Source organism: Saccharopolyspora sp. NPDC002578 (assembly GCF_053592695.1).
Window position 1 is genome coordinate 67082 of the sequence record NZ_JBSFWJ010000008.1, and the last position, 23993, is coordinate 91074.

Here is a 23993-nt window from a genome sequence, read left to right on the forward strand (position 1 = left end):
GGAATTTCGGGTTCCCCGATGCGGATCGCCGGGCCAGGGTGGGAGGTCCCAGGTCGAGCAGCTGTGACCCGGCGGGGAACGGACTTCGCCTTCCCCGCCACCGGATTCGAGGAGGAAACCGTGTCGTCGTTCCACGTCCTGATCGCCGGAGGCGGCATCGGAGGTCTCTGCCTGGCGCAAGGACTGCGCAGCAGGGGCATCGACTGCTCGGTGCACGAGAGCGCCCCCGGGATCGTGCGGTCCGGGTACCGGCTGCACATGAACGGCGCGGGCGGCGGCGCGCTGCGGCACTGCCTGCCGGAGAACCTCTACGAGCTCTACGCGCAGACCTCCCGGGAGACGCCGCGCCGCGAATGCCTGGTCGTGCTCGACCACCGGGCGCGCGAGCTCGGCACCCGCCCGCACATCGGCCCGGCGAACGATGCCGCCCGCCCGCACACCGCGGTCGACCGGCGCGCCTTGCGCCAGATCATGAGCGCGGACTTGGACGAGATCGTCCACTTCGGACATACCGTCAGTGGTTTCGAGGACGACGGGGACCGCGTCCGGTTGTCGTTCACCGACGGGTCATCGGCCACCGGGGACGTGCTCGTCGCCGCGGACGGCATCCGCTCCGCGGTCCGGCGGCAGCTGCTCCCGGACGTGCGAACCGTAGACACCGGCATGCGGGGCCTGGCTTCGCGGGCACCGCTGACCGACGAGCTGGCCGCCGCGTTGCCGGAGGCGCTGTTCGACGGCTTCGTCATCGCGACCGGTCCGGACGGAACCGCGTTCGCCTACGGCGCTTACCGGCCGCGGCGCCCGGTCGCCGAAGCGGCGGCCGAGCTGGCCCCGGACGCCGTCATCGATCCGGTCGAGCCGTACATGATGGTCAACGTCAACTTCCCGCCCGGCGCACCGGACGTCCCGGACCTGTGGAGCGCCGCGCCCGATCGGCTCCACGCCGCGATGCGCGCCGCCACCACCGGCTGGCACCCGGCGCTGGCCGGCCTCGTCGAGCACGTGGACCCGGCGACGCTGTTCCCGCAGTCCGTGCGCCACCTCGAACCGGCCGAGCCATGGGAGACCAGCAGGGTGACGCTGCTCGGCGACGCCGTCCACGCCATGCCGCCGACCTTCGGCGCCGGGGCCAACAGCGCCCTGCGCGACGCCGCGGCGCTGACGACCGCATTGCACCGGGCCGCCAGGGGCGAGGCGGAGCCGCTGGAGGCGATCGCCGGCTACGAGGCGGACATGCGCGCCGAGGTCTTCCCCGTCTTGCGCGCTTCGGCCGATCCGCGCGCCATGAACAGCGACTTCATGCCCACCGACCTGCTCTCGCGGACGAGCCGGAAAGAGCGCCGCAGGAACGGCACGTTCGCGGAGTGCTCGACGGGAGTCGGCTCGGATGTCACGTCCGCATGACACCCCGTCGAGCGTCGCACGTGCAGTGGCGAGGCATCGCCGGAGGACATGACACCGCAGCACTGGTCGCGACCGACTTTGTCCTCAATGGACGGACGATCGCGGTTCACCGCCGCGGGCCCGGCGGGCCCGGCGGACCGGAGCCTGCCGCCGGGCCCTGGTTCGGGTCAGCCGCCGAGTTCGCGGCCGAATTCGAGCAGCGAACCGAAGAAGTCGATGGGAGCGCCCAACACGGCTCGGGCTCCGTCACCGAGTTGCCCCCACCAGTAGTTGACTCCGCCAGCCGCACCGGTCGGATCCTGTGCGATCGCCGCGAGCAGGATGATCAGCCCCAGCAGGATCAGCAACACGATCAGCCCGATCAGGCAACCGGTGTTGCGGAGTCGTTTGCGGACGGGCTTGCGATCCGAATGGCCGGACATGGCACCACCTTCGGTCGGGTTCGGGGACCGGAGCCTAGGGCAGCTCGGCCGCCCCGAGGCTTTTCGCATCCGAACCGTTGCACGCGGCGCACCGCCGCCGTCCCAGGCGCAGAACCTTGATCAGCGTCTCCCGACGCCCGTCGCCACGCGCCTCGCGTCGTGCACGAGCACATCGACCGGCCGCGCGATCTCGGGTACCGCGTCCAGATCACCGAGGCCGGTGGCGACGAATCGGACCGCGCCTGCCGCATGCCCGGCATTGAGGCCGGTGCGCCGCTGCCCGGATCACTCCAGGGAGAGCAGTTCCTCGGCCGCGGTGGCGTCGGTGACGAGGCCGTGGATGAGGCCGGAGCGGATCGCGGCGAGCATGGCCCTGATCTTCGTGGCGCCGCCGCCGACCGCGATGACCTCGGGGACCTGGCGCAGCAGTTCCGCCGGGATGGCGATGCAGCGGTCTTCGAGCCCGCCGACCACTCCGCCTCGGGCGTTGAGCAGCGTCCCGCACACCTCGGCCTGCACGCCCTTCGCCAGCAGCGCCCGCCGCTCCTCGACGGGCAGCGAATCGTGCATCTTCGAATCGGGCGGGTCCCAGCTGCCGACACCGACCACCGCGCGGGTCACCGTCCGGTGCAGCTCCAGGGCGCGGGCGATCCCGGACTGGCTGCGCAGCCCGCGGGCCGTCGCGGTGTCGGCGACGACGAACGGCGCGTAGATCGGGGTCGCCGGGCCGCCGTTGACCGCGGACATCTGCCGCACCAGCTCGACGGTGTTCTCCGAGACGGAGCCCGCGACGCCCGTCAGCTGGACCACCGGGCACGTCGCCAACCTGGTGAGCGCGGCGGGGATCGAGCCGAGCGTGCGCCCCCACGCGACACCGAGGCAGTCGTCCTCGGTGACCACGTCGCCGAGCAGGTCGGCGGCGACCTTCCCGAGCTGGCGCCGACGCGTCGCGGGATCGTCGGCCGTGACGACGGCGAGCGCGCGGGTGAGCCCGAAGCGGCGGCGGAGCCGGTCCGAGAGCTCGGCGTCCACACCGGACGGGAGCTCCACGGTGATCCGCACGATGCCCTCGGCGTGCGCCGCGTCGAGCAGCCGCGCGACCTGGAACCGCGACAGCTCCAGCTCGTCGGCGATCTGCGACTTGGTCTGCTTCTCGAAGTAGTGCTTCGTCGCGACGAGCGCGGCCAGCATCTGGCGCTCCGGACCCACTTGGTCTCCCGACTGCCCGCCGTCGACCGCTCATCTGAGCGGTCGGTGTTGACTGATGAGCGGCGCGGGTCGGAAGGTTAGCACTTCGTCGACATCGGGGTCAGACGTGCGAGGAGAGCAGTGCACGGCAACGCGACAGGACCGGCTGGCCGAAGCCGGACCGAGCGGCGGGGACGAACCGCCGCCGGCGCTCGACGCTGCCCGGACCTCCTCCGCACGGCGACCTGCGAGCGCCCGGCTGATCGCCGCCGAGGCGGCTCGGCAACACCGAGCTCCTCCCCCACCCCGCCGCACCTCCCCTCGATCGGGCGAGGCGGCACCCCGGCGGCAGTGGCGGCGATCCCGCGGAACCGAACCGCGCGGGACGATGCCGGAAGCGGCGGAGATCTCCGACGGATCCGCCGGTCCGGCCGTTCCCGGCGGCTTCCGCGCCGCCGGCGGTCCGCGCCGCGCGTCGGCGGTGGCGGGCGCTCAGCTCGCCGCCGCGGCCCGCGGCCGACCCCGAGAGCGAACAGGACCCGCCGCTGCGGCGAGCGGGTCGATCGAATGTGATGGAACCACTGGAGGCAAAGGTGCCGAACCCCATTCCCAGCCGGATGACGGCCGTCGTCGTCCACGGCCCGGAGGACTACCGCCTGGAAGAGGTGGACGTCCCCCGGCCGGCCGCGGGCGAACTGCTGATAGAGGTGGAGGCCGTCGGCGTCTGCGCCAGCGACCTGAAGTGCTACCACGGCGCGGCGAAGTTCTGGGGCGACGAGAACCGCGCCGCCTGGGCGCAGAAGGGCATCACTCCCGGGCACGAGTTCGTCGGGACGATCGTCGCCGGTGACCAGGAGGCGCTGGGCCACCACAAGGTGGAGATCGGCGACCGGATCGCCTGCGAGCAGATCGTGCCCTGCGAGGAGTGCCGCTACTGCCGGCGCGGCCAGTACTGGATGTGCGGGCCGCACGACATGTTCGGCTTCCGCAACTACAACGGCGCCATGGCCCAGTACACGCTGGTGCCGAAGAAGGCGCGGGCGCACAAGGTCTCGCACGACCTGAAGCCGGAGCACGCGGCCTACGCCGAACCGCTCTCGTGCGCGCTGCACGCGGTGGAGCGGGCGGACATCAACTTCGGCGACGTGGTCGTCGTGGCCGGGTGCGGACCCATCGGCCTCGGGCTGATCGCGGGGGCGCGGCAGAAGAACCCGATGACGCTGGTGGCGCTCGACCTCGACGACGACAAGCTCGAACTGGGCCGCCGCTGCGGCGCCGACGTCACGTTCAACCCCGCCAAGGAGGACGTGGTCGCGAAGGTCGCGGAACTGACCGAGGGCTACGGCGCCGACGTCTACCTGGAGGGCACCGGCGCCACCCCGGCGGTCGGGCAGGGGCTGAACCTGCTGCGCAAGCTCGGGACCTACGTGGAGTACTCGGTCTTCGGCTCGGACGTGACGGTCGACTGGTCGATCATCTCCGACGACAAGGAGCTCAACGTCCTCGGCGCGCACCTCGGGCCGCACTGCTGGCCCGCGGCGATCAAGCTGCTGGAGCAGGGCAAGATCCCGGTCGACGAGATCTGCACCCACCAGTTCGGCTTGAGCGATTTCCAGCAAGCCCTGGACCTGGTCGCCGACACCTCGGGTGCGTCGGTGAAGGTCTCGATCCTGCCCAACGCGTGAAGGCGGAGAACACCATGACCGACACCGCCACCACGGGCGCGCAGCGCGAGACGTTCCTCGACCGGATCGGCATCCCGCACTCCCTGCGCTGGGGATTCCTCGCAGTGCTGATCTTCATGACCGGCAACGGGACCGAGACCAACTTCATCTCCCCGCACATCGAGACGGTACTGGGCAGTCCCGCCACCACCGTCAGCACGATCATCTCCATGTACGGCGTGTCCGTGCTGGTGGGCAGCTACCTCTCCGGGGTGCTGGCCGACCTGTGGGGGCCGCGCCGCGTGATGCAGCTCGGCGTCGTCGTGTGGGTCGTGTTCGAGCTGCTGTTCCTGGCCAGCCTCGCGCTGGGCAGCCTGCCGCTGGTGTTCCTGACCTACTTCCTGCGCGGGTTCGGCTATCCGCTGTTCGCGTTCGCGTTCCTGGTGTGGGTCAACGTCGTCACCCCGGTCGAGCGCAACGGCAAGGCCGTCGGCTGGTTCTACGTGATGTTCACCGGTGGCCTGCCGACGCTGGGCTCGCTGTACGCGCTGGGCATGATCCCCGCCTTCGGCGGCGGCACGGGTGGTGAGACCGGGGCGATGGTGGCCTCGATCGCCCTCGTGGTGATCGGGTTCCTGATCGCCCAGTTCGCCGTCCACGAGCCGCGGGGCGACCGCCGCGTCGCCTCGGCGGAGCTGTCCACCACCGAGGTGCTCACCGCGGGCCTGCGGTTGACCGCGCGCCGGCCGAAGATCCTCATGGGCTTCCTGGTGCGGCTGATCAACACCGCGCCGCAGTACGGCATGTTCATCATCCTGCCGACGGTGATCGCCGACGAGCTCGGCTGGGGCCAGTCCCGCTGGCTGATCATGACGACGCTGGTCTACGCGTCGAACATCCTGCTCAACGCCGTGTTCGGCGCCATCGGCGACAAGTGGGGCTGGCGGCGCACCGTGCAGTGGTTCGGCGTCTTCGGATCCGCGCTCGGCCTGCTCGCCTGGTGGTACGTGGCGCACCTCGTGCCCGCGGGCTCCGCGTGGGGCTTCTGGGCCGCCACCGCCGCGGGCTGCCTGTTCGGCGCGCTGCTGGCCGGATTCGTGCCGATGGGCGCGATCATGCCGGCGCTCGCTCCGGAGCAGAAGGGCGCCGCGATGGCCATGTACACCACCGCGGCGGGCGGCGCGGCCTTCCTCGGCGCGGCCGTCCCGGCCGTCGTCCTCGCCATCGGCCTCGGGAACGCGAGCGTCGTGTGGGCGTTCGTCCTGCTCTACGTCGCCGCCTTCGTGATGGTCGGCTACCTGAAGGTCCCGGAGGACGAGAACCGCTCGGCGGTGGCCGCGAGCCGCTGATCGAGTCCGGTAGATCCCCCAGGTCCGCCCGTGGTCCCCTCGACCACGGGCGGACCTGCGTCTTGCGGGGAAGACCGCCCCGTCGGGCGCCTGGTGTGCGGCGACACGTTGTTCTCGCCGCCAACTGAGTGAACGATGTTCACTCGGTGTGCGCCGAGGGATCGGCGGACGACGCCGACTCGGGCGGCACCGGCGCCGCGTCCGGGCAGCGAGCCGACGAAGGAGGGTCCGTGTTCGTGTCCTGGGGCGCGGCCGCCCACCGGTTCCGACTGCCCGTGCTGCTCCTCGTGCTGCTCGCCGTGGTCACCGGCGGCGTCTGGGGCCTCGGCGTGTTCGACCGCCTCGGCCACGGCGGCTACGACGACCCCGGCAGCCAGGCCACCCGGGCGGAGCGGGTCGGGGACGCCGCGCTGCGCGAGCAAGCCGCCGACGTCCTCGTGCTCTACACGGCCCCGCCGGGACGGACGGTCGACGACCCCGAGATGGCCTCGAAGATCGGCGCGCGGCTGGACGCGCTCCCTCCCGGCGCGGTCACCCGGGTGCGGTCGTACTGGCGCACGCCGGTGCCGGAGCTCGCGACCCAGGACAAGCAGGTCGCGCTGGCGGTGATCGACTTGGCCGGCGACGACGCGAACGCCGAGCTGCGCTCCTACGAGCGGATCGCGGGACTGCTCCAGGTCGAAGGCGTGTCGACGCAGGTGGCGGGCGAGACGCCCATGCAGGCCTCGTTGCAGGAGCGGGCGACCGCGGATCTGGCCAGGGCCGAAGCGGTGTCCATGCCGGTCGTGCTGGTGCTGCTGGTGCTCATCTTCGGCGGCGTGGTCGCCGCGAGCCTGCCCGTGCTCGTCGGCGGGCTCGCCGTGTTCGGCTCGCTCGGCCTGCTCCACCTGATCAGCTTGTTCACCAGCGTCAACGTGTTCGCGGTGAACGTGGCGAGCCTGCTCGGCCTCGGCCTCGCCATCGACTACGGGCTGTTCATCGTGGGGCGGTACCGGGAGGAACTGGGCCAGGGCCGACGCGGCGCCGAGGCGGTGCGGCGCACCGTGGCCAGCGCCGGGCGCACGGTGGCCTTCTCCTCCACCCTGCTGATCATCGCGCTGTCGGGGCTGCTGTTCTTCCCGCAGGACTTCCTGCGTTCGCTGGCGTACGGCGGGATGTCGGCCGTGGCGCTGGCCGCGGCGATCTCGCTGACCTTGCTGCCCGCGCTGCTGGGCCTGCTCGAACACCGGGTGGACGCGCTCGCGCTGCCCTGGTACCGCGGGGCCGCGGGCGACGGGTCCGAGGGGCGGGGCTGGCGCGGGCTCGCGGACCGGGTGATGGCACGACCGCTGCTCACCTCGGTGCCGATCGTCGTGGTGCTGCTGGCGCTGGGGGCGCCGTTCCTGCACGTGCGGTTCGGCAGCCCCGACGAAGCGATGCTGCCCGCCGACGATCCCGCCCGGCAGGCCGTCGAGTCGGTCGCGCGCGAGTTCCCCGCGATGAGCGACGACGACGTGCGGATCGTGCTGCGCGGCGACGGCACGGCCCCGCCCCCGCCGCAGGACGTCGAAGGCTTCCGGTCCGCGGCGGGCGACGTCGCCGGTGTGGGCGAGCTGCGACCCGCGGGAGCGCACGAGAACGTCGTCGTCTTCAACGCCGCGCTGGAGCAGGACGCCTTCAGCGACCGCTCCGTCCGATCGGTCGAAGACCTCCGGGCGCTGGCGCCACCGGCCGACACCCTGGTCCTGGTCGGCGGTCCGACGGCGGCGAACGCCGACAGCCTGCAGGCCACCGCCGACCGGCTGCCGTGGATGGCGCTGCTGATCGTGGGCGCGACCGCGGTGCTGATGCTGCTCGCGTTCGGATCGGTGCTGCTGCCGGTCAAGGCGGTGGTGGTCAGCGCGCTCAGCCTCTCGGCGACGTTCGGCGTGCTCACCTGGGTCTTCGACGCCGGGCACGGCGCTTCGCTGCTGGGCGTCACGCCGTCACCGCTGGAGGCCAGCGTGGTGGTGCTCATGGCGGCCGTGGTGTTCGGCCTGTCCACCGACTACGAGGCGTTCCTGCTGTCCCGCATGGTGGAGGCGCGGGCCGGCGGCGCCACCACCGAGGAGGCGGTGCGGACCGGGCTCGGCCGGACCGGCCGGATGATCAGCGCCGCCGCGCTGCTGCTGATCGTGGTCACCGGAGCGTTCGCGTCCTCGGGCATCCTGATGATGCGGTTCATCGGTGTCGGCATGGTGCTGGCGTTGGCGTTGGACGCCACCGTCGTGCGGATGGTGCTGGTACCGGCCGTGCTGCGGCTGCTCGGCGACGCCGCGTGGTGGGCGCCGGGGCCGCTGCGGCGCTTGCAGGAGCGGGCCGGGGTCGAGGAGCCGCGCGACGAGGCGGAGCCGCCGGACGAGCCGGGGCGGCCGGACGAGCCGGGGCGGCCGGACGAGCTCGACGAGTGGCCGGTGGACGAGTCGCTCGACGACCTGTGGCCGGTCGACGATCCGGAACCGTTCCACGAGCCGTGGCCGGTGGACGACCAGGAGGGGGCGACCCGGCTGATCGAGCCCGCGGAGGGCTGCGGGGAGATCACCCGGCCGATCCCGCTCGCGGAGCACCCCTGTGAGCGCACCCTGCCGATCGAGCCCGTGCGCCCCCACGAGATCACCCGCCCGATCCCGCCGGTGGAGTCCGCTGCCGAGATCACCCGGCCGATCGCACCGGTGGAGAGCTCCGCCGAGATCACCCGACGGCTCGCACCCGTGAGATGACGTGCCGGCGCATCGCGCACGGGGAATTCACCGGTGGTTCGCACTTCCGATGCTCCGCCCTGCCCGTTCTCGGCGAATCGAATCGCGACCGCGGGCGACCGGACGATTACTCGGCGAACACATTCCCGAATCCAGCACTCGGTCCTTCCGGACGAATGAGGGCGAGCCCCTTCCGGCATCGCCGCACTCGAACCCGAACCGCGAATGTCCGAATGGTGAGATGACCGGCCGATCCGCGTCGTCAAAATCGATCGGGCGACACTCCCCCGGCATCGGCGCACAGCGCGAAAGCGCATTCACAGCGCGCGCGATCAGAAGCGCAGCAGAGCCACGGCCACCGACATTCCGCCTCCGAAGGTAGCCAGCAGCGCGATCGACCCGGGTTCGACGCCGGGGCTGCGACGCGCCTGGTCCAGCGTGATCGCCGCCGAGGCGGCGCCGGTGTTGCCGTAGCGCTCGACGGTGGTGTGCAACCGGGCGCCGGTGAGGCCGAGGTCGTCGACCAAGGTCCGGATCAGGTGCCCGTTGCCCTGGTGGGTGATCACGTGGTCGACGTCGTCCCTGGTCAGGCCCAGGCCCGCGAGCAGCCGGTCCACCTCCGGCGGCACCCGGCCGCGGACGAAGTTCACGACCTCGCGGCCGTCCATGCGGAAGTGGTGCAGCCCCGCCTCGACCGTCTCGGCGCTGGTCGGCATCCGGCTGCCGCCCGCCTCGACCCGCACCACCCCGGCCAGCTCGCCGTAGGACGACAACCGGACGCCGAGCACGCTTCGGTCGTCGGCCGCCGGGCCGATCACCGCCGCGCCCGCACCGTCGCCGAGCAGCACCGCGGTCCGCCGATCGGTGGGGTCGATGACGCGGGAGTAGACCTCGGCGGCGATCACCAGGGCGGTGCCGCCGCCGGCGACGTAGCGCCGGGCCAGGTCGAGGGCGAAGACGAAACCGCTGCACACCGCGTTGAGGTCGAAGGCGGCCACCTGCTGCGGCGCGCCGAGCCGGTGGGCGACGACCGCGGCCGTCGGCGGCTGCGGGGAGTCCGGCGTGGAGGTCGCGACGACCAGGAGGGACAGGTCGGCGACGTCGGTGCCCGCCGCTTCCAGCGCGCGGCGGGCCGCGGCGACGGCGAGGTCGGAGGTGGCGTCGCCGGGTTCGGCGTAGCGCCGCTCGCGGATGCCGGTCTTGCGCCGGATCCACTCGTCGTCGACCCCGGCGGGTGCTCCCGCGGTGGCGTTGTCGACGACCCGCGGCGGTACGTGGGAACCCGTTCCCACTACTCCGACACCCATTGACGACCTCCCGGGCCGCACTCGGCCACATGCGTCGGAATTCATTTCCGCAAACATTTCGAGAATCAATTTTCGCGCCGCGAATGGCACACTAACACGTCGCCTCGGCATATTCCACCGTCATCATCGGGTGGATTTAACAGTCTTTTTACATTATAGGACTCACCCCGCCCGGATCACTCGTGAGGGATTTCCCCTTCTTTTTCATTGCGGCGAGATGGGTCGACGCGGAAATGGCTTTCGGTGCCGTTTGTTTGTTCCGGGATCCGCGACGAAAACAGGAGGTGCCTCGTGCAATTCGGAGGGGCGCTGGTGATCGTGGACCTCCAAGTCGAGTACGTGGAATCGGCGTTCAACGGAGCCGCGACCGTCCAGGTGCTGACCGGCCTCCGCGATCGAGCGGTGCGCGCCGGAGCCCCGGTGGTGCAGATCCAGCACCGCGAGCCGGGCTTCGGACCGGATCGGCCGGGATGGGAGCTCGCGATCCCGCCGACCCGCTCGGAACGGGTCCTGGTCAAGGACACGCCGGACGCGTTCGTCGGCACCGGCCTCGACGAACTGCTGCGCGCGGAAGGCGCGAGCACGCTGGTGATCGGCGGGTTCAGCACCGAGTACTGCGTGGACTCCACGGTGCGCGCCGCGCTGAGCGGCGCGTTCGACGTCCTCGTTCCCGGCGACGGGCACACCACCGCCGCGACCGGCGGGGTGCTGCCCCCGGACCGGGTCGTCGCCCACCACAACCACGTGTTCCCCGGTCTGTCCGCGGCGGCCCGCTGCCACGTGGCGCTGGCGGCGGAGATCGACTTCGGGGCGGAGCACCACCGATGAGCCCGGCCTGGACCGCGCTGCGCGACGGCCCCGGCTCCGAACTCGTGCTGGCCTGCGACTTCGCCACGGCGGGACGGCGGATCGCGACGTTCGCCGACCTCGTCGCGCTGACCGGTGACGGGCCGACCGTCTGGGAGAGCGCACCGGCACCACCGGCCGGCTCGCCGGACGGCGACGCGCAAGTGGCGCGCTGGGCGGAGGCCGTCCGCGCGAGCGGGCGCCCGGTCCGCGCGGTGCTGGGGTTCTGCACCGGGGCGGTGTACGCCGCCGCGCTGGCCGCGGAGATCTCCCGGTCGCAGCCCACCCGGTTGATCCTGCTCGACCCCGAACCCGGTGACGCGCGCCCGATGCTGGCGTTCCACCGCGAAGTCGTCGCCCGGTTCGCCGCGCTCGCACCGCCCGGCGCCGCGGACACCCTCGCCGCCGCCGAAGCCGCGGCGACCGAGGACGACCTCACGACCCTGGCCGAGCGGCTCGTCGCGCTGTGCGCCCAGGTCGTGGAACCGGCGTGCGCGAACGCCGGGCTCGGTGCCGCCCGCACCGCCGACTACCTCGACGTCGCCGCCTCCTACCTGCACTGGCTGGCGGGCGCCGGGTCGTTGCGCCCGCGGCCGTCCTGGACGACGGCCTCGGCGATCAACTCGTCGACGCCGGGCTCGGGCCTGCTCGGCTTCTCGCCCGCCGAGCGCGCCGGGCTCGTCGCCGACGCCGTCCACCTCGACGTCTCCCACGAGGACCTGATGCGCACGCCGGAGGCGGCGCGCACCACCGCACGACTGGTGAGAGAGAAGGAGCCGACATGACCGAGGACCTCGAGTCCGTTCTGCTGGCGCTGTGGCGGGAGACGCTGTCCCACGACGACCTCGACGCCGACTCCAACTTCTTCGTCCACGGCGGGCATTCGCTGCTGGGGCTGGTCATGCTCGAACGCGTCCAGGAGCTCACCGGCGCCGACCTGCCGCTGGCCGATCTGTTCGAGTGCCCCACCCCGGCCCGGCTGGGTGAGCGGGTGCGGGCCGCGACGGCGGGTGACCCGGCCCCGGCGCCGGATTCGCCGTGCTGAGCACCGGTACCACCCGGTTGCGCGCCGAGGACCCGGAACTGGCCGGGCTGCTCGAAGACGAGCTGACCCGCCAGGACGAGACGCTGTCGCTGGTCGCCTCGGCCGGTGTCGCGGACGCCTCGGTGCTGGCCGCCGGGGCGGCGGCGCTGTCGGACGTGACCGCCGAGGGCTACCCCGGTTCCCGCTTCCACCCCGGGGCCGAGGGGTTCGACGCGGTCGAGCGGCTGGCCGTCGCGCGGGCGCGCGCGGCGTTCGGCGCGAGCCACGCCAACGTCCAGCCGCACTCCTGCTCCGCCGCCAACCTCGCCGTGCTCACCGCGCTGCTGCCGGTCGGCGGCGTCCTGTTAGGACTGCGCCTCGACGCGGGCGGTCACCTCACCCACGGGGCCCCGGCGTCGGTCACGGGGCGCTGGTTCCGGCCGGTGTCCTACGGCGTCGGCGACGACGGCCGCATCGACTACGCCGCGCTCGCCCGCGCGGCGCGCGAGCACCGGCCCGGCGTGATCGTGGCCGGGGCCAGCGCGCATCCGCGCCGGATCGACCACGTGCGGTTCCGGGAGATCGCCGACGAGGTCGGCGCCTACCTGCTCGCGGACATCTCGCACGTCGCCGGGCTGGTGGCCGCCGGGCTGCACCCGAATCCGGTGGACGTCGCGCACGTCACCACGACGAGCACCTACAAGCAGCTCGACGGCCCGCGGGGCGGCCTGATCCTGCTCGGCCGCGACCACGACCGCCCCGGACCCGGCGGCGCTCCGCTGGCCCGGCTGATCGACCGAGCGGTCTTCCCCGGCACCCAGGGCACCCCGGCTCCGGCGGCGATCGCGGCGAAGGCCCGCGCGCTCGACCGGGCGCGGGGGCCGGAGTTCGAGCGCACCGCGCGTCTCGTGCTCGACGACGCGGCGGCGCTCGCCACGGCCCTGCGGGGGCTCGGGTACCGGTTGCTCACCGGCGGCACCGAGACCCACATGGTGATGCTCGACCTGCGTCCTGACGGCCCGTCCGGGCTGGTGGCCGAACGCGCGCTGGAGGAGTGCGGCATCCTCGCCAACCGCAATTCCGTACCCGGCGACACCGCACCGCCCACCGTGACGGGCGGTCTGCGGCTCGGCACCAACGTGCTCGCCCGCCGCGGCATGGGACCGGCGGAGATGGCGCGGTGCGCCGGGCTGCTCGACCGCGTGCTGCGGTGCGCGGAGCCGGTCGATGCGACGCGGTACCGGCTCGACCCGGTGGTGCGCGACGAAATCCGCGCCGAAGTGCGGGAGTTGACCCGGTCCTTCCCCTTGCCCGGTCGGCCCGTGCCGGAAGGAGTCCGATGATGGGGCGGAATCCCGGCACCGCGAGCTCGGCCGCGCCGGAACCCGGTGCCGGGGCGACCGCCGTCCGGTTCCCGGCCGACCGGCGTCGTGACCCGGACGCCCCGCGCGTCGACGGCGGCGAACCGGCCCGGCCGCTGCCCGCCGAGGCGGTCCGGGAACTGGCCCGAGCCACCGGCGCCGGTACCGACGCCGTGCTCGTCGCCGCGGCGGCGGCCCTGCTGGCGCGCTGCACCGGCTACGGCCACCGGGCGTTCACCCTGCACAGCCCGGGAAATCCGTCTCGGATCGTCGCCGTCGAGGTCGACGAGGACCTGCCGTTCACGACCTTGGTCGCGCGGATCTCCGCCGAGCAGGAGCCGATGACCGCGGCCTCGCCCGGCACGGGCGTGGCGATCGTGGCACCGGACGCACCGTGGCCCGGCACCACCGACGAACTGTGCCTGCGCTTGATCGGCGGTGCGTCCCCGCGAGTCGCGGTGGACTACGACGCCGCCGTGTTCGCCGCTCCGACCGCGCGCCGACTCGTGGAGCAGTTCGCGACGTTGCTCGACGGCGCCGCCGCTGCACCCGGCGCTCCGGTGTCCGCGCTGCCGGTGTCCTCCGCCGACGAGCTGCACGCGATGCTCGTGGCCTGGAACGCCACCCGCACCGACCTGCCGCTGCCCGGCCCGACGCTGCACGAAGCGGTGGCCGCCGTGGCACGCCGGGACCCGACGGCAGTCGTGGCCGTCGACGGTGCTCGGCGGGTCACCCGCGGCGAGCTCGACGCCACCGCCGACCACGCGGCCTCGCAGCTGCGCGCCGCGGGGGTGCGCCGTGGCGTGCGCGTGGGCGTGTGCCTGCACCGGTCGCTGGAGCTGCTGGTCGCGGTGCTCGGCGTGCTGCGCGCCGGCGCCGCCTACGTGCCGCTCGATCCAGCGCACCCGCAGGCCCGGCTGCGCTCCGCGCTGGAAGGCGCGGGCTGTGCCGCCGTCGTCATCGGGGACGGCACGGCCGGGCTGCCCGGTTCGGCGTCGGTCCCCGAGATCCGCCTCGACCCCGGCGCCGAACACGCTCCGGTCGGCCCTGCGGGAGCGGAGCCGGACGATCCCTGCTACGTCATCCACACCTCCGGCACCACCGGCAGCCCCAAGGGCATCGAGCTGCGCCACGCGGGAGTGCTCAACAACCTCGTCGACCTCGGCACCCGGTTCGGCATCGGCCCGGACGACTCCGCGCTGGCGCTGTCCGCGCCGGGCTTCGACATGTCGGTGTTCGAATTCCTCGGCCTGCCGGTGGCCGGTGGCGCGGTCGTGCTGCCCGAACCGGAGCGGGCCGGGGACCCCGCGCACTGGGTGGAACTCGTGCTGCGGCACCGGATCACGGTGTGGAACTCCGCGCCGGCGCTGCTGGAACGGCTCGTGGAGCGGGCCGAGCGGACCGGCACCCGCCTGGACTCGCTGCGGCTGGCGCTGCTCGGCGGGGACTGGGTCGGCACCGACCTGCCCGCGCGGTTGCGCGCCCTCGCCCCGCGGCTGCGGTTCGTCGCGCTCGGCGGCGCCACGGAGGCGTCGATCCACTCCACGGTGCACGAAGTTCCCGGGTCCGGGCCGGATCCCGGCCGGGCGAGCATCCCGTACGGCCGTCCGATGGCGAACCAGCGCGCCTACCTGCTCGACGAGCACCACCGTCCGGTGCCCGCCGGGGTGCCGGGAGAGCTGCACCTGGCCGGCGCGGGCCTGGCCACCGGCTACGTCGGCGACGACGAGCGCACCGCCGACCGCTTCACCGACTGGTCCTTCGGCCCCGTCCGGCACGAGCGGCTCTACCGCACCGGCGACCGGGCGCGGCTGCACCCCGACGGGGAACTGGAGCTGCTCGGCAGGATCGACGCCCAGCTCAAGATCGGCGGGGTGCGGATCGAACCCGCCGAGGTGGAAGCGGTGCTGCTCACCCATCCCGCCGTGGTGGCCTGCGCGGTGGCCGCGCCCGCGGGGAAGCTGACCGCGCACGTGGTGGTGCGCGCGGACGGGCCTGCTCCGGCGGGCGACGAGTTGCGGGCGCACGCCGCGCGGAGCCTGCCCGCGGCGTTCCTGCCCACAGCCTGGGCGTGGCCGGCCGCGCTGCCGCTGAGCCCGAACGGCAAGGTCGACCGGCGGGCGCTGGCCACCGCGCCCGCCCCGGAACCGACCGGCACCGGTGAGCCGCCCCGCGACGAGTGGGAGCACCGGGTCGCGCAGGTGTGGCAGCAGGTGCTGGGCACCGGACCGCTCGGCCGCGACAGCGAATTCCACGCCTCCGGCGGTGATTCGCTCGCCGCGATGATCATCGTGCAGCGGCTCGACCCCGACCTGCCCACCACCGAGCTCTACTCCGACCCCACCGTCCGCGGGTTGGCGCGGCGGCTTCGCGACCGCTCCGACCCGAACGCTCCCGGAGGGCCAGACGCATGACCGACCCCATCGGCACCCGACCCGACACCGGCCCCAGCGGCGAGGAACGCATCCTCGCCCAGTGGACCGGCATCTACGACGCCGTCTACCGGCACGCCGGGGACCGCCCGGACCGGGACTTCGCGGGATTCCGCAGCGGCCTCAGCGGCGAGAACTACACCGACGCCGAAGTGATCGAGTGGATCGACGGCACCGTCGCGCAGGTGCTGGCGCTGCACCCGCGCAGCGTCCTCGACGTCGGCGCCGGAACCGGCCTGATCGCCCGCGGACTGCTGCCGCACGTGGACCGGTACGCGGGCACCGACATCTCGCCGCGCGGCGTGGACCGGCTCCGGTCCGGGCTCGGCGGCTGGGCGGGCGCCGAGTTCGCGGTGCGCGACGCCGACGGGATCGGCGATCTCGGCTCGTTCGACGCCGTCGTGGTCAACTCGGTGATCCAGCACTTCCCCGGCGCCGACTACCTGCGGCGGGCGCTGGCCCGGATGGCCGAGGTGAGCGCCCCGGCTGGCGCGGTGTTCATCGGGGACGTGCCCGGCCTGCACCTGCGCGACCTGCACCACCTGTGCGTGGTCGCGAACCGGCTGCGCGCCACGTCGAAGGTCCCGAGCGCCGGGGACGTGCGCGAGCAGCTGTCCGGTTCGGCCGCGCTGGACCGGGAACTGGTCGTGCACCCCGATTTCTTCACCGCGTTCGCCGCCGAGCACGGCCTGTCCGCCGACGTCCGGCTCAAACCGGGCCGCCGTCCCATCGAGATGAACCTGTTCCGCTACGACGTGCGGCTGCACCACCGCGCCGACGACCTGCTCGACCCGACCGAGGTCGAGCGCACCCCGTGGGACGGCGCCCCGGCGGCGGCGCTGGCTGAGCGGGCGGCGGCGAGCTCGGCACCGACCGCGATCACCGGCATCCCGAGACCCGAGCTGACCCCGATCGCGGCGGCCCTGGACCGGCTGCGGGAGCTCACCGCGGAGGCTCCCGTCGACCCCGGGTCGCTGCCGACCGGATCCGGCGCCGACGCGCCCGGACCGGGGATGCACCACGCCGACGTGGTCGACGCCGCCGCCGCGCTGGGACGGGCCTGCTTCGTCACGCCGTCGGCGACCGACCCCACGGCCTACGACGCCGTGTTCGCCGGGGCCGGGCGGACCCGCGGCCTGGCCGTGCCGACCTCCCCCGGCTCCGACCGGCCGTGGACCACCGGGCCGTCGCCGCTGACACCGGCGGGTGGCCGGTGACGCCGCGCGTGCACGCGGTCCTGCGCGCGGGCGGTGACGGGCTCGTCGTCGCGGCGGACTTCGCGATGGCGGGACGTCCCGCGGCGAACTTCACCGAGCTCGTGGCGGGTCTGAACACCGCGCACACCACGTGGGAGACCCTGCCCCCACCGGGCGGGCCGACGGCCGGGACGGGCGGGCAGGACCACGTCGAGACCTGGGTCGCCGAGATCCGGGCCGCCGGGCGCCCGGTGCGCGCGGTGCTCGGGTTCTGCAGCGGCAGCGTCTACGCCGGTGCGATGCACCGCGAGATCTCCCGCTTCCAGGACCCGCCGGAGCTGGTGCTGTTCGACCCCGACCGGGCCGACCGCGCGATGGTCATCGACTACTTCGCCGAACTCGCCACGACCCGGCTGTCCGCGCTGCTCACCCCGGAGGAGGTCGAGGAGTCGGTCCGCGCCGGGCGGGCCGTCGACGCCGACGCGGCCGGGCCGCTGGAGCTGGCCGCCGGGCTCGGCGCGCTGTGCGCGGAGATCCTGCCGCCCGCGTGCCGCCGGGCCGGTCTCACCGGGCGGCGCAGCACCGAGCTCGCCGACGTCCTCGCCGCCTACCTGCACTGGCTCGCCGCCGCGACCGAGTTCGACGTACGACCGCTGTGGTCCTCGGCGACCGCGCTGAACTCGGCCACCGACGGCTACGGCCTCGACGCGTTCCCCGCCGCCGAACGCCCCGGTCTGGTCGGCCGGGTCGTGCAGTGCGAGGCCCCGTACCAGGACCTGCTGCGCGCCCCCGGAACGGCGCGGCTGGTCGACGACCTGCTACCGCGCTGACCGATCCCGCCGACCGAGCCGCGTCCCCCAGATCGGGCCGCCCGCCAGCCGAAGGAGCCGCCATGGACGTCACGTCGTCGCCGCGGGACACCGTTGCCCAGCACACCGCGCCGGACTCGCTGCCGCTGACCGCCGGGCAGCACGAGGTGTGGCTGCTGCACCGGCTCGACGGTTCCGGTGCGCGCTGCCGCACCGGGGCGAGCACCCGCATCGACGGCCCGCTCGACGTCGCGCTGCTCGAACGGAGCCTGCACCGGGTCGTCGACGAGACCGAGGCGCTGCGGATTCGCATCGTCGAGGACGGCGACTCGGCCGTCCAGACCGTCGGCGCCCGTTCCGGGCCGGTGCTGGAGGTCGTCGACCTCGGCGCGGACGCCACCACCGCCGACGCCCACCGGGGCATCGAGGAGCGGCTCGCGGTGCCGATGGACCCCACCCGAGGTGAGGTCTTCTTCGCCGTGCTGTTCCGCCTCGGACCCGAGCACCACCACCTCTACCTGGACTTCCACCACGTGGCCTCGGACGCCACCGGGATGACGCTGGTGCTGCGGCGGCTCGCGGAGATCTACACCGACCTCGCCGACGGCGGGACCGTGCGCGCCGGCCGGGGCGGGTCGCTGGCCGAGCTCGTCGCCGTCGACGCCGCGTACCGCGCTTCGGATCAGCACGGGCAGGACCGCCGGTACTGGCTCGACCGGCTCACGGTGCTGCCGTCGCTGTCCGAACCCGACCCGGCCGTCGGGGTCTCCTACTCCCGCCACGTGCTCGGCCCCGACGTCATCGGGAGGTTGCGGGGCGTCACCTCGGCGCTGCGGGTGCGCCGCACGGCGGTGCTGCTGGCGGCGGTGGGGCTGCTCGTGCGACGGCTCACCGGTCGCGACGTCGTCGGGGTGGGGCTGGCCGTCGCCGCCCGCGTCCCCGAGCAGGCCGAGACGCCGGGGATGGTGTCGAACATCGTGCCGGTGGCGCTCGACCTCGGCGGTGTCCACGACGTCGCCGAGCTCGTCGCGCTGGCCCAGTCCGAACTGGTCGCGGCGCTGGAGCACCAGCGCTACCGGGGTGAGCAGGTGGTGCGCGACGGCGGTGGGCGCGGCCGGCTGTCCGGCCGGGTGGACGCCCAGCTCAACGTGCTGCCGCCCGTCGTGGACGTCGCGTTCGGGCCGTGCCTGGCGCGCGAGGACCGCGGTGTCATGAGCGCGGTCGACGTGCCCTCGTTCTGGGGCCGGATGGTGTCGTCGGACGAGATGCTGCTGGAGACGCTCACCGGTCCGGGCACCGACCGCACCCGCACCAGCGCCGACCTCGGCGCGCTGCTCGCACGGGTGCTCGACGTCGTCGGCGACCCGGCGGCGTCGGCGCGGCCGCTGGCGGAGATCGGCCTGACCACCGCGCGGGAGCACGCCGTGCTCACCGCCCCGCCCGCTCCCCGGCCGGTGGGTCCGGCCCGGACGCTGACCGCCGCGTTCGACGAGGTCGCGGCGGCCCGGCCGGATGAGATCGCCGTGGTGTGCGACGGCGTCACGACCACCTACCGCGAACTCGACCGCGCCGCGCACGTCCTCGCCGAGCGGCTGGCCCGGCTGGGCGCCGGTCCGGGGCGGCGGGTCGCGGTCGTCGTCCCCCGATCGGCGGGGATGGTGATCGCGGCGCTGGCCGTGGTGCGCTGCGGCGCGGCGTACCTGCCCGTCGAGCCGGGCGGGCCGCGGTCGCGGTGGGAGTTCGTGTGCGCCGACGCCGCGCCCGTCGCCGTGGTGACGACCGATCCCGACCACGCCGGGCCGGAGCTCCCGGCGGTGCTGATCGATCCGGCGGGCCACCCGCTCGACCCGGCGCCGCCCGGTCCCGGTGCCGCGCCCGAACCGTCCGATGTGGACGATCCCGTGTACGTCATCTACACCTCGGGATCGACCGGCGCCCCGAAAGGGGTCGTCACCTCCCACCGCAACGTCCTCGACCTGCTCGACGCCGCGAGCGGCTGGTTCCCGGTCGGACCGGGCGCGGTGTGGGCGTCGACGCATTCGTTCGCGTTCGACTTCGCCGTCTGGGAGGTCTGGGGCGCGCTGCTGACCGGCGGGCGGGTCGTGCTGGCCACCGACACCGAACGGCGCGATCCGGCGCTGCTGCTGAGCCTGCTGGCGGCGGAAGGCGTGCAGGTGCTCAGCCAGACACCGACCGCGCTGGCGGCGCTGCTGGACGCCGCGGCGCACGGCCCGGAAGCGGCGGACCTCGCCTGGGTGCTGGTCGGCGGCGAGGCCCTCGACCGCGAGCTGGTGTCGCGCTGGTTCGCCCGGCCGCCCGGCACCGGCGCTCGGCTCTGGAACGTCTACGGCATCACCGAGACCACCGTGTTCGTCAGCGGCCAGGAGATCACCGCCGCCGAGGCCGACGGCACCGGCCCGCTGCCGATCGGGACGGTGCTGGCGCACCTGCACGGCCACGTCCTCGACGGCGACGGCCGTCCCGTGCCGCCGGGCGTGGCCGGTGAGCTGCACGTGGCCGGGACCGGTGTCGCCGCCGGCTACCTGAACCGGCCGGAGCTGACCGAGGCCCGGTTCGTCGCCGACCCGTTCGCCGCCGACGGCAGCCGGATGTACCGCAGCGGTGACGTGGTGCGCCGCCGCGACACCGGCGAGCTGGAGCACCTCGGCCGCGACGACGACCAGGTGCAGCTGCGCGGCCACCGCATCGAGCTCGGCGAGATCGAGTCGGCGCTGATGGCCCACCCCCGGGTGTCGCGAGCGGCGGTGGCGGTGCACGGCGACCGCGGCGCCGACGCCCGCCTGATCGGCTACGTCGTGGAACACCGCACGGCCGCCGACCCGGACGCGCACACCGGCGGCTGGCAGCGCATGTTCGACGGCCTCTACGACAGTTCCGCGCCCGGCCGAGCGGAGGCCTTCCACGGCTGGTCCGACAGCGTCGACCGCAGCGCGATCCCCGTTCGGGAGATGCGGCGCTGGCGCGACGGGATCGTCGCCCGGATCCGCGAACTGCGACCGCGCCACCTGCTCGAAGTCGGTGTAGGCGAAGGCTTGCTGCTGACCGAGCTGGCCCCGGAGTGCGACGACTACTGGGCCACCGACATCTCCGCCGCCGCGCTGGACCTGGTGGCCCGGCGTTGCGCCGACCTGCCGGAGGTCTCCGACAAGCTGGTGCTGCGCTGCCAGCCCGCGCACGACTTCTCGGGCCTGCCGGCGGGCCGGTTCGACACGATCGTCGTCAACTCCGTGGTGCAGTACCTTCCCGACGCCGAGCACCTCGCCGAGGTGCTGCACGGGCTGGCCGCGCTGCTCGCCCCCGGCGGCCGGATCGTGGTCGGTGACGTGCGCCGGTGGGGCCTGGCCCCGCTGTTCCACGACGCGCTGGCGGTCCGCCGCGCCGCCGACACCGACGAGCCCACCCCGCCGGACGCGGAACTGGCGGCGCTGGCCGACCGGGCCCGCGCCGCGGAATCGGAGTTGCTGCTCGAACCGGCCTGGTTCGACCGGCTCGTGTCGACGAGCCCGGTGCTCATCCGCGCGGAGAGCGCGTTGCAGCACAGCGGCACCACCGAGATGGGCCGCTACCGCTACGACGTGGTGCTCTCCACCGACGACGCGCTCCGCGACCCGGACCCGGTGCGGCTGCGGTGGGATGCCGACGTCGACGGGCCCGCCTCCTTCCAGGCCGCGCTGCGCGCCTCCGGGGCGCCGTCGGTGGTGCTGCGCGGCGTTCCGAACGGGCGCCTCGCGGCGGATCTCGCCCGCACCGCCGGAGTGCGCGCGGCTCGCGATCGAACCGACCCGGCCCCGCCGGACCGGCGCGATCCGGTCGAGCCGGTCGACCTGCTGGCCGCCGCGCAAGCCTGCGGATACCTGGGGCGGGTGGACTTCGCGGCGGACGACGCGCACGCGGTCGACGTGCTGGTGCACCGCGAGGGGAACCCGCCGCCCGCCGCGGTGCTCGCGGGGGCGGGCGCGACGGCGAACACCCCGGTCGCCCCGCGGTCCGCCGAGCTGGGCGCCGGACTCCGCGAACAGCTGCGCGGTCGCCTGCCCGGTTACATGGTTCCGGCGCAGATCGTCACCGTGCCCGAGCTGCCCCGCACGGAGAACGGCAAGCTCGACCGGGACCGGCTTCCCGCACCGGAGCCGGTGGCGCCGGTGCGACGGCCCGCGACCGGCGGGGTCGAAGGCACCCTGTGCCGGTTGTTCGCGGAAGTGCTGGGGCGGCCCGAAGTCGGACCGGACCAGAGCTTCTTCGACCTCGGCGGGCACTCGCTGATGGCCGCGACGCTGGTGGGGCGCATCCGCGACGAGCTCGGCGTCGGACTCGGCGTCCGGTCCCTGTTCGGCGCACCCACCGCGGCGGGGGTGGCCCGGCTGGTCACCGGGGTGCACGGCCGCGCCGAGGACGGGGCGACGCGGCGACTGCTGACGCTGCGCCCCGGCGACGGCGGGCGTCCGCTGTTCTGCATGCATCCGGGCGGTGGGCTGTGCTGGTCCTACGCCCACCTGCTGCCGTACCTGGACCCCGCGATCCCGGTGCACGGCATCCAGTCCCCGCGCCTCGGCGACCCGGGCGCCCCGCCGCTGACCACGCCCGACCTGGTGCGCGACTACGCGAAGCTGATCCGCGAGACCCAGCCGTCGGGCCCGTACCGCCTGCTCGGCTACTCCCTCGGCGGGCTGATCGCGTTCGCCGTGGCCTGCGCGCTGCAGGACGACGGCGACGAGGTCGAGAGCCTGGTGCTGGTCGATTCGTACCCGCCGTCGCACGCGGCGGGCTACGAGCGCCCGGTCGACGAGTTCACCGACGACGAGGTCGCGGAGTTCCAGCGCAACGCGATCGGCAACCTCACGACGCTCGGCGCCGCCGCCCCGCTGACCGACGTCCGGCTCGACGACGAGGTCGTCGCGGGCCTGCGCCGCTGCATGAAGGACGCCGCCCCGATCGCGGCCACCTTCGGTGACCCGGTGTTCCGCGGCACCGTCGAGCACCTGCAGGCCGACCGCCCGCAGTACGGCCCCGTGCCGGACGGCCGTGCGCTGTGGCAGCCGCTGGTCGACGGCGAGGTCCGCGGCCACCTGTTCGACGTGGGGCACAACGAGATGATGCGCCCGCACTCGATGCTCACGGTCGGCCCGCGCATCGGCGAGATCTTGGAAGGGAGGCGGCCGTGAACGTCCCCGGAGTGCGCTACGACGAGACGTTCGACTGCTGGGTGGTGACCGACCCCGAGCTGGTCCGGCGCGCGCTGCGCGATCCGGCGCTGTCGGCGCAGACCTTGGAGGCGGCCACCGTCGCGTTCCTGCCGCCCGAGGTGCGCGCGGAGTGCGCGCCGCTGCTCGACGCCTTGCGCCGCTGGTTCGTCACCCTCGACGGCGAACCGCACCGGGAGCGGCGCCAGGCCGTGGCGCACCTGTTCGCGACCCGGCGCATCCGCGAGCTCGACGACGTCCTCACCGGGATCGCCGACGCGGCGGTCGGGCGGTGCGCCGCCGCCGGTGGTGGCGACGTGGTGCCCGCGATCGCCGACGTCGTCGCGGCGCGAGGGATCGCGGCGCTGCTCGACCTCGACGGCGTGGCGCACGAGCGCCTCAACGACTGGGCGCGGGCGGTGTCGGCGTTCCTCGCGACGTCCTACCGGGCGGACCGGGCCCGCGCCGCGCAGGCCGCGCTCGACGAGATGGCGACGTCCGTCCTCGACGTACCGGGCGCCATGCCCACCGTCGCGCCGGGCGATCCCGCCGAGCGCTTGGCGACGGCGTCGATGCTGCTGTTCGGCGGCATGGAGACGACGTCCGGGCTGGTGGGGTTCGCGTTGTGGTACCTGGTCTCCAACGGCCTGTCCGACCGGGTAGCCGCCGATCCGTCGGGCGCCGAGGCCGACGCGGTCGTGGAGCGGGCGCTGGAGCTGTTCGCCCCGGTCGGGCACGTCGCGCGCCTCGCGCTGCGGCCGGTCCCGCTCGGCGACGCCGAGATCCCCGCCGGGGCGCTGGTGATGGTCGCGCTGCACGGCGAGGACGTCCTCGCCGCGCCCGGAATGCCCACCCGCTGCCCGGCGCACGGCCCGGCCCGCCGCGATCACCTGGCGTTCGGCGGCGGACCGCACTTCTGCATCGGCGCCCCGCTCGCGCGGGCGATCGCCGCTTCCACGGTGACGGCGTTCGCCCGCGCGCTGCCGGACATGGCGGTGCAGGAGCTGCGCTGGCGGGACAACCCGACCTTCCGCGGCCCGGCGACCCTCGTACTGCGATGAGGCGGACGGCGG

General features: G+C 74.1%; 16 protein-coding genes. 13 read left to right on the forward strand and 3 right to left on the reverse strand.

Annotated elements, in window-relative coordinates; all coding sequences use genetic code 11:
- Positions 1-120: 120 nt before the first annotated feature.
- Entirely contained in the window at positions 121-1404 is a 1284-nt protein-coding gene (locus tag ACWD38_RS06580; RefSeq protein ID WP_450123509.1) for an FAD-dependent oxidoreductase, read from the forward strand.
- A 167-nt stretch (positions 1405-1571) separates the two neighbouring features.
- On the opposite strand, the gene ACWD38_RS06585 is transcribed toward ACWD38_RS06580, so the two are convergent.
- A complete protein-coding gene (locus tag ACWD38_RS06585; protein ID WP_184480152.1) occupies positions 1572-1826 on the reverse strand; it encodes a hypothetical protein in 255 nt (84 codons plus the stop codon).
- 285 nt (positions 1827-2111) lie between these two features.
- On the reverse strand, positions 2112-3035 hold the full coding sequence (locus tag ACWD38_RS06590) for a sugar-binding domain-containing protein (RefSeq protein WP_184480156.1): 924 nt from the start codon (positions 3033-3035) through the stop codon (positions 2112-2114).
- Positions 3036-3607: 572 nt separating this feature from the next.
- Between ACWD38_RS06590 and ACWD38_RS06595 the strand changes: the two genes are divergently transcribed.
- From ACWD38_RS06595 to ACWD38_RS06605, 3 genes are all read left to right on the forward strand, one after another.
- A complete protein-coding gene (locus tag ACWD38_RS06595) occupies positions 3608-4699 on the forward strand; it encodes an alcohol dehydrogenase catalytic domain-containing protein (protein ID WP_184480159.1) in 1092 nt (363 codons plus the stop codon).
- A gap of 14 nt (positions 4700-4713) precedes the next feature.
- On the forward strand, positions 4714-6027 hold the full coding sequence (locus tag ACWD38_RS06600; protein ID WP_184480162.1) for an RbtT/DalT/CsbX family MFS transporter: 1314 nt from the start codon (positions 4714-4716) through the stop codon (positions 6025-6027).
- Between the two features lie 146 nt (positions 6028-6173).
- Positions 6174-8765 (forward strand): MMPL family transporter, encoded by a 2592-nt coding sequence (locus ACWD38_RS06605; protein ID WP_450123510.1) that lies wholly within the window; start codon positions 6174-6176, stop codon positions 8763-8765.
- Positions 8766-9076: 311 nt separating this feature from the next.
- Here ACWD38_RS06605 and ACWD38_RS06610 read toward each other — a convergent pair whose 3' ends face one another.
- Positions 9077-10051: a 3-oxoacyl-ACP synthase III family protein gene (locus ACWD38_RS06610; RefSeq protein WP_450123511.1), complete on the reverse strand. Its 975-nt coding sequence runs from the start codon at positions 10049-10051 to the stop codon at positions 9077-9079.
- A gap of 291 nt (positions 10052-10342) precedes the next feature.
- Here ACWD38_RS06610 and ACWD38_RS06615 point away from each other — a divergent pair, with 291 nt between their 5' ends.
- The 9 genes from ACWD38_RS06615 to ACWD38_RS06655 all read left to right on the forward strand — a co-directional run bounded on the left by ACWD38_RS06615 (position 10343) and on the right by ACWD38_RS06655 (position 23981).
- A complete protein-coding gene (locus ACWD38_RS06615) occupies positions 10343-10879 on the forward strand; it encodes an isochorismatase family protein (protein ID WP_450123512.1) in 537 nt (178 codons plus the stop codon).
- Positions 10876-11682 carry a hypothetical protein gene (locus ACWD38_RS06620; RefSeq protein ID WP_450123513.1) on the forward strand — a complete coding sequence of 269 codons (807 nt, stop codon included), beginning with the start codon at positions 10876-10878 and terminating at the stop codon, positions 11680-11682. The genes ACWD38_RS06615 and ACWD38_RS06620 overlap by 4 nt, the downstream gene beginning before the upstream one ends.
- Positions 11679-11942 carry a phosphopantetheine-binding protein gene (locus tag ACWD38_RS06625; RefSeq protein WP_450123514.1) on the forward strand — a complete coding sequence of 88 codons (264 nt, stop codon included), beginning with the start codon at positions 11679-11681 and terminating at the stop codon, positions 11940-11942. Before ACWD38_RS06620 ends, ACWD38_RS06625 begins: the two co-directional genes overlap by 4 nt.
- Positions 11936-13264, forward strand: coding sequence for a serine hydroxymethyltransferase (locus ACWD38_RS06630; protein ID WP_450123515.1), 1329 nt, complete (start codon positions 11936-11938; stop codon positions 13262-13264). The genes ACWD38_RS06625 and ACWD38_RS06630 overlap by 7 nt, the downstream gene beginning before the upstream one ends.
- Positions 13264-15696 (forward strand): non-ribosomal peptide synthetase, encoded by a 2433-nt coding sequence (locus ACWD38_RS06635; protein WP_450123516.1) that lies wholly within the window; start codon positions 13264-13266, stop codon positions 15694-15696. Before ACWD38_RS06630 ends, ACWD38_RS06635 begins: the two co-directional genes overlap by 1 nt.
- Positions 15693-16931, forward strand: a complete 1239-nt coding sequence (locus ACWD38_RS06640; RefSeq protein WP_450123517.1) for a class I SAM-dependent methyltransferase — start codon at positions 15693-15695, stop codon at positions 16929-16931. The genes ACWD38_RS06635 and ACWD38_RS06640 overlap by 4 nt, the downstream gene beginning before the upstream one ends.
- Entirely contained in the window at positions 16928-17740 is an 813-nt protein-coding gene (locus tag ACWD38_RS06645) for a hypothetical protein (RefSeq protein ID WP_184480187.1), read from the forward strand. The genes ACWD38_RS06640 and ACWD38_RS06645 overlap by 4 nt, the downstream gene beginning before the upstream one ends.
- Positions 17741-17802: 62 nt before the next feature.
- Complete coding sequence (locus ACWD38_RS06650) at positions 17803-22902, forward strand: amino acid adenylation domain-containing protein (protein ID WP_450123518.1); 5100 nt, start codon at positions 17803-17805, stop codon at positions 22900-22902.
- Positions 22899-23981, forward strand: coding sequence for a cytochrome P450 (locus ACWD38_RS06655; protein ID WP_450123519.1), 1083 nt, complete (start codon positions 22899-22901; stop codon positions 23979-23981). Before ACWD38_RS06650 ends, ACWD38_RS06655 begins: the two co-directional genes overlap by 4 nt.
- The last annotated feature ends 12 nt before the right edge of the window (positions 23982-23993 follow it).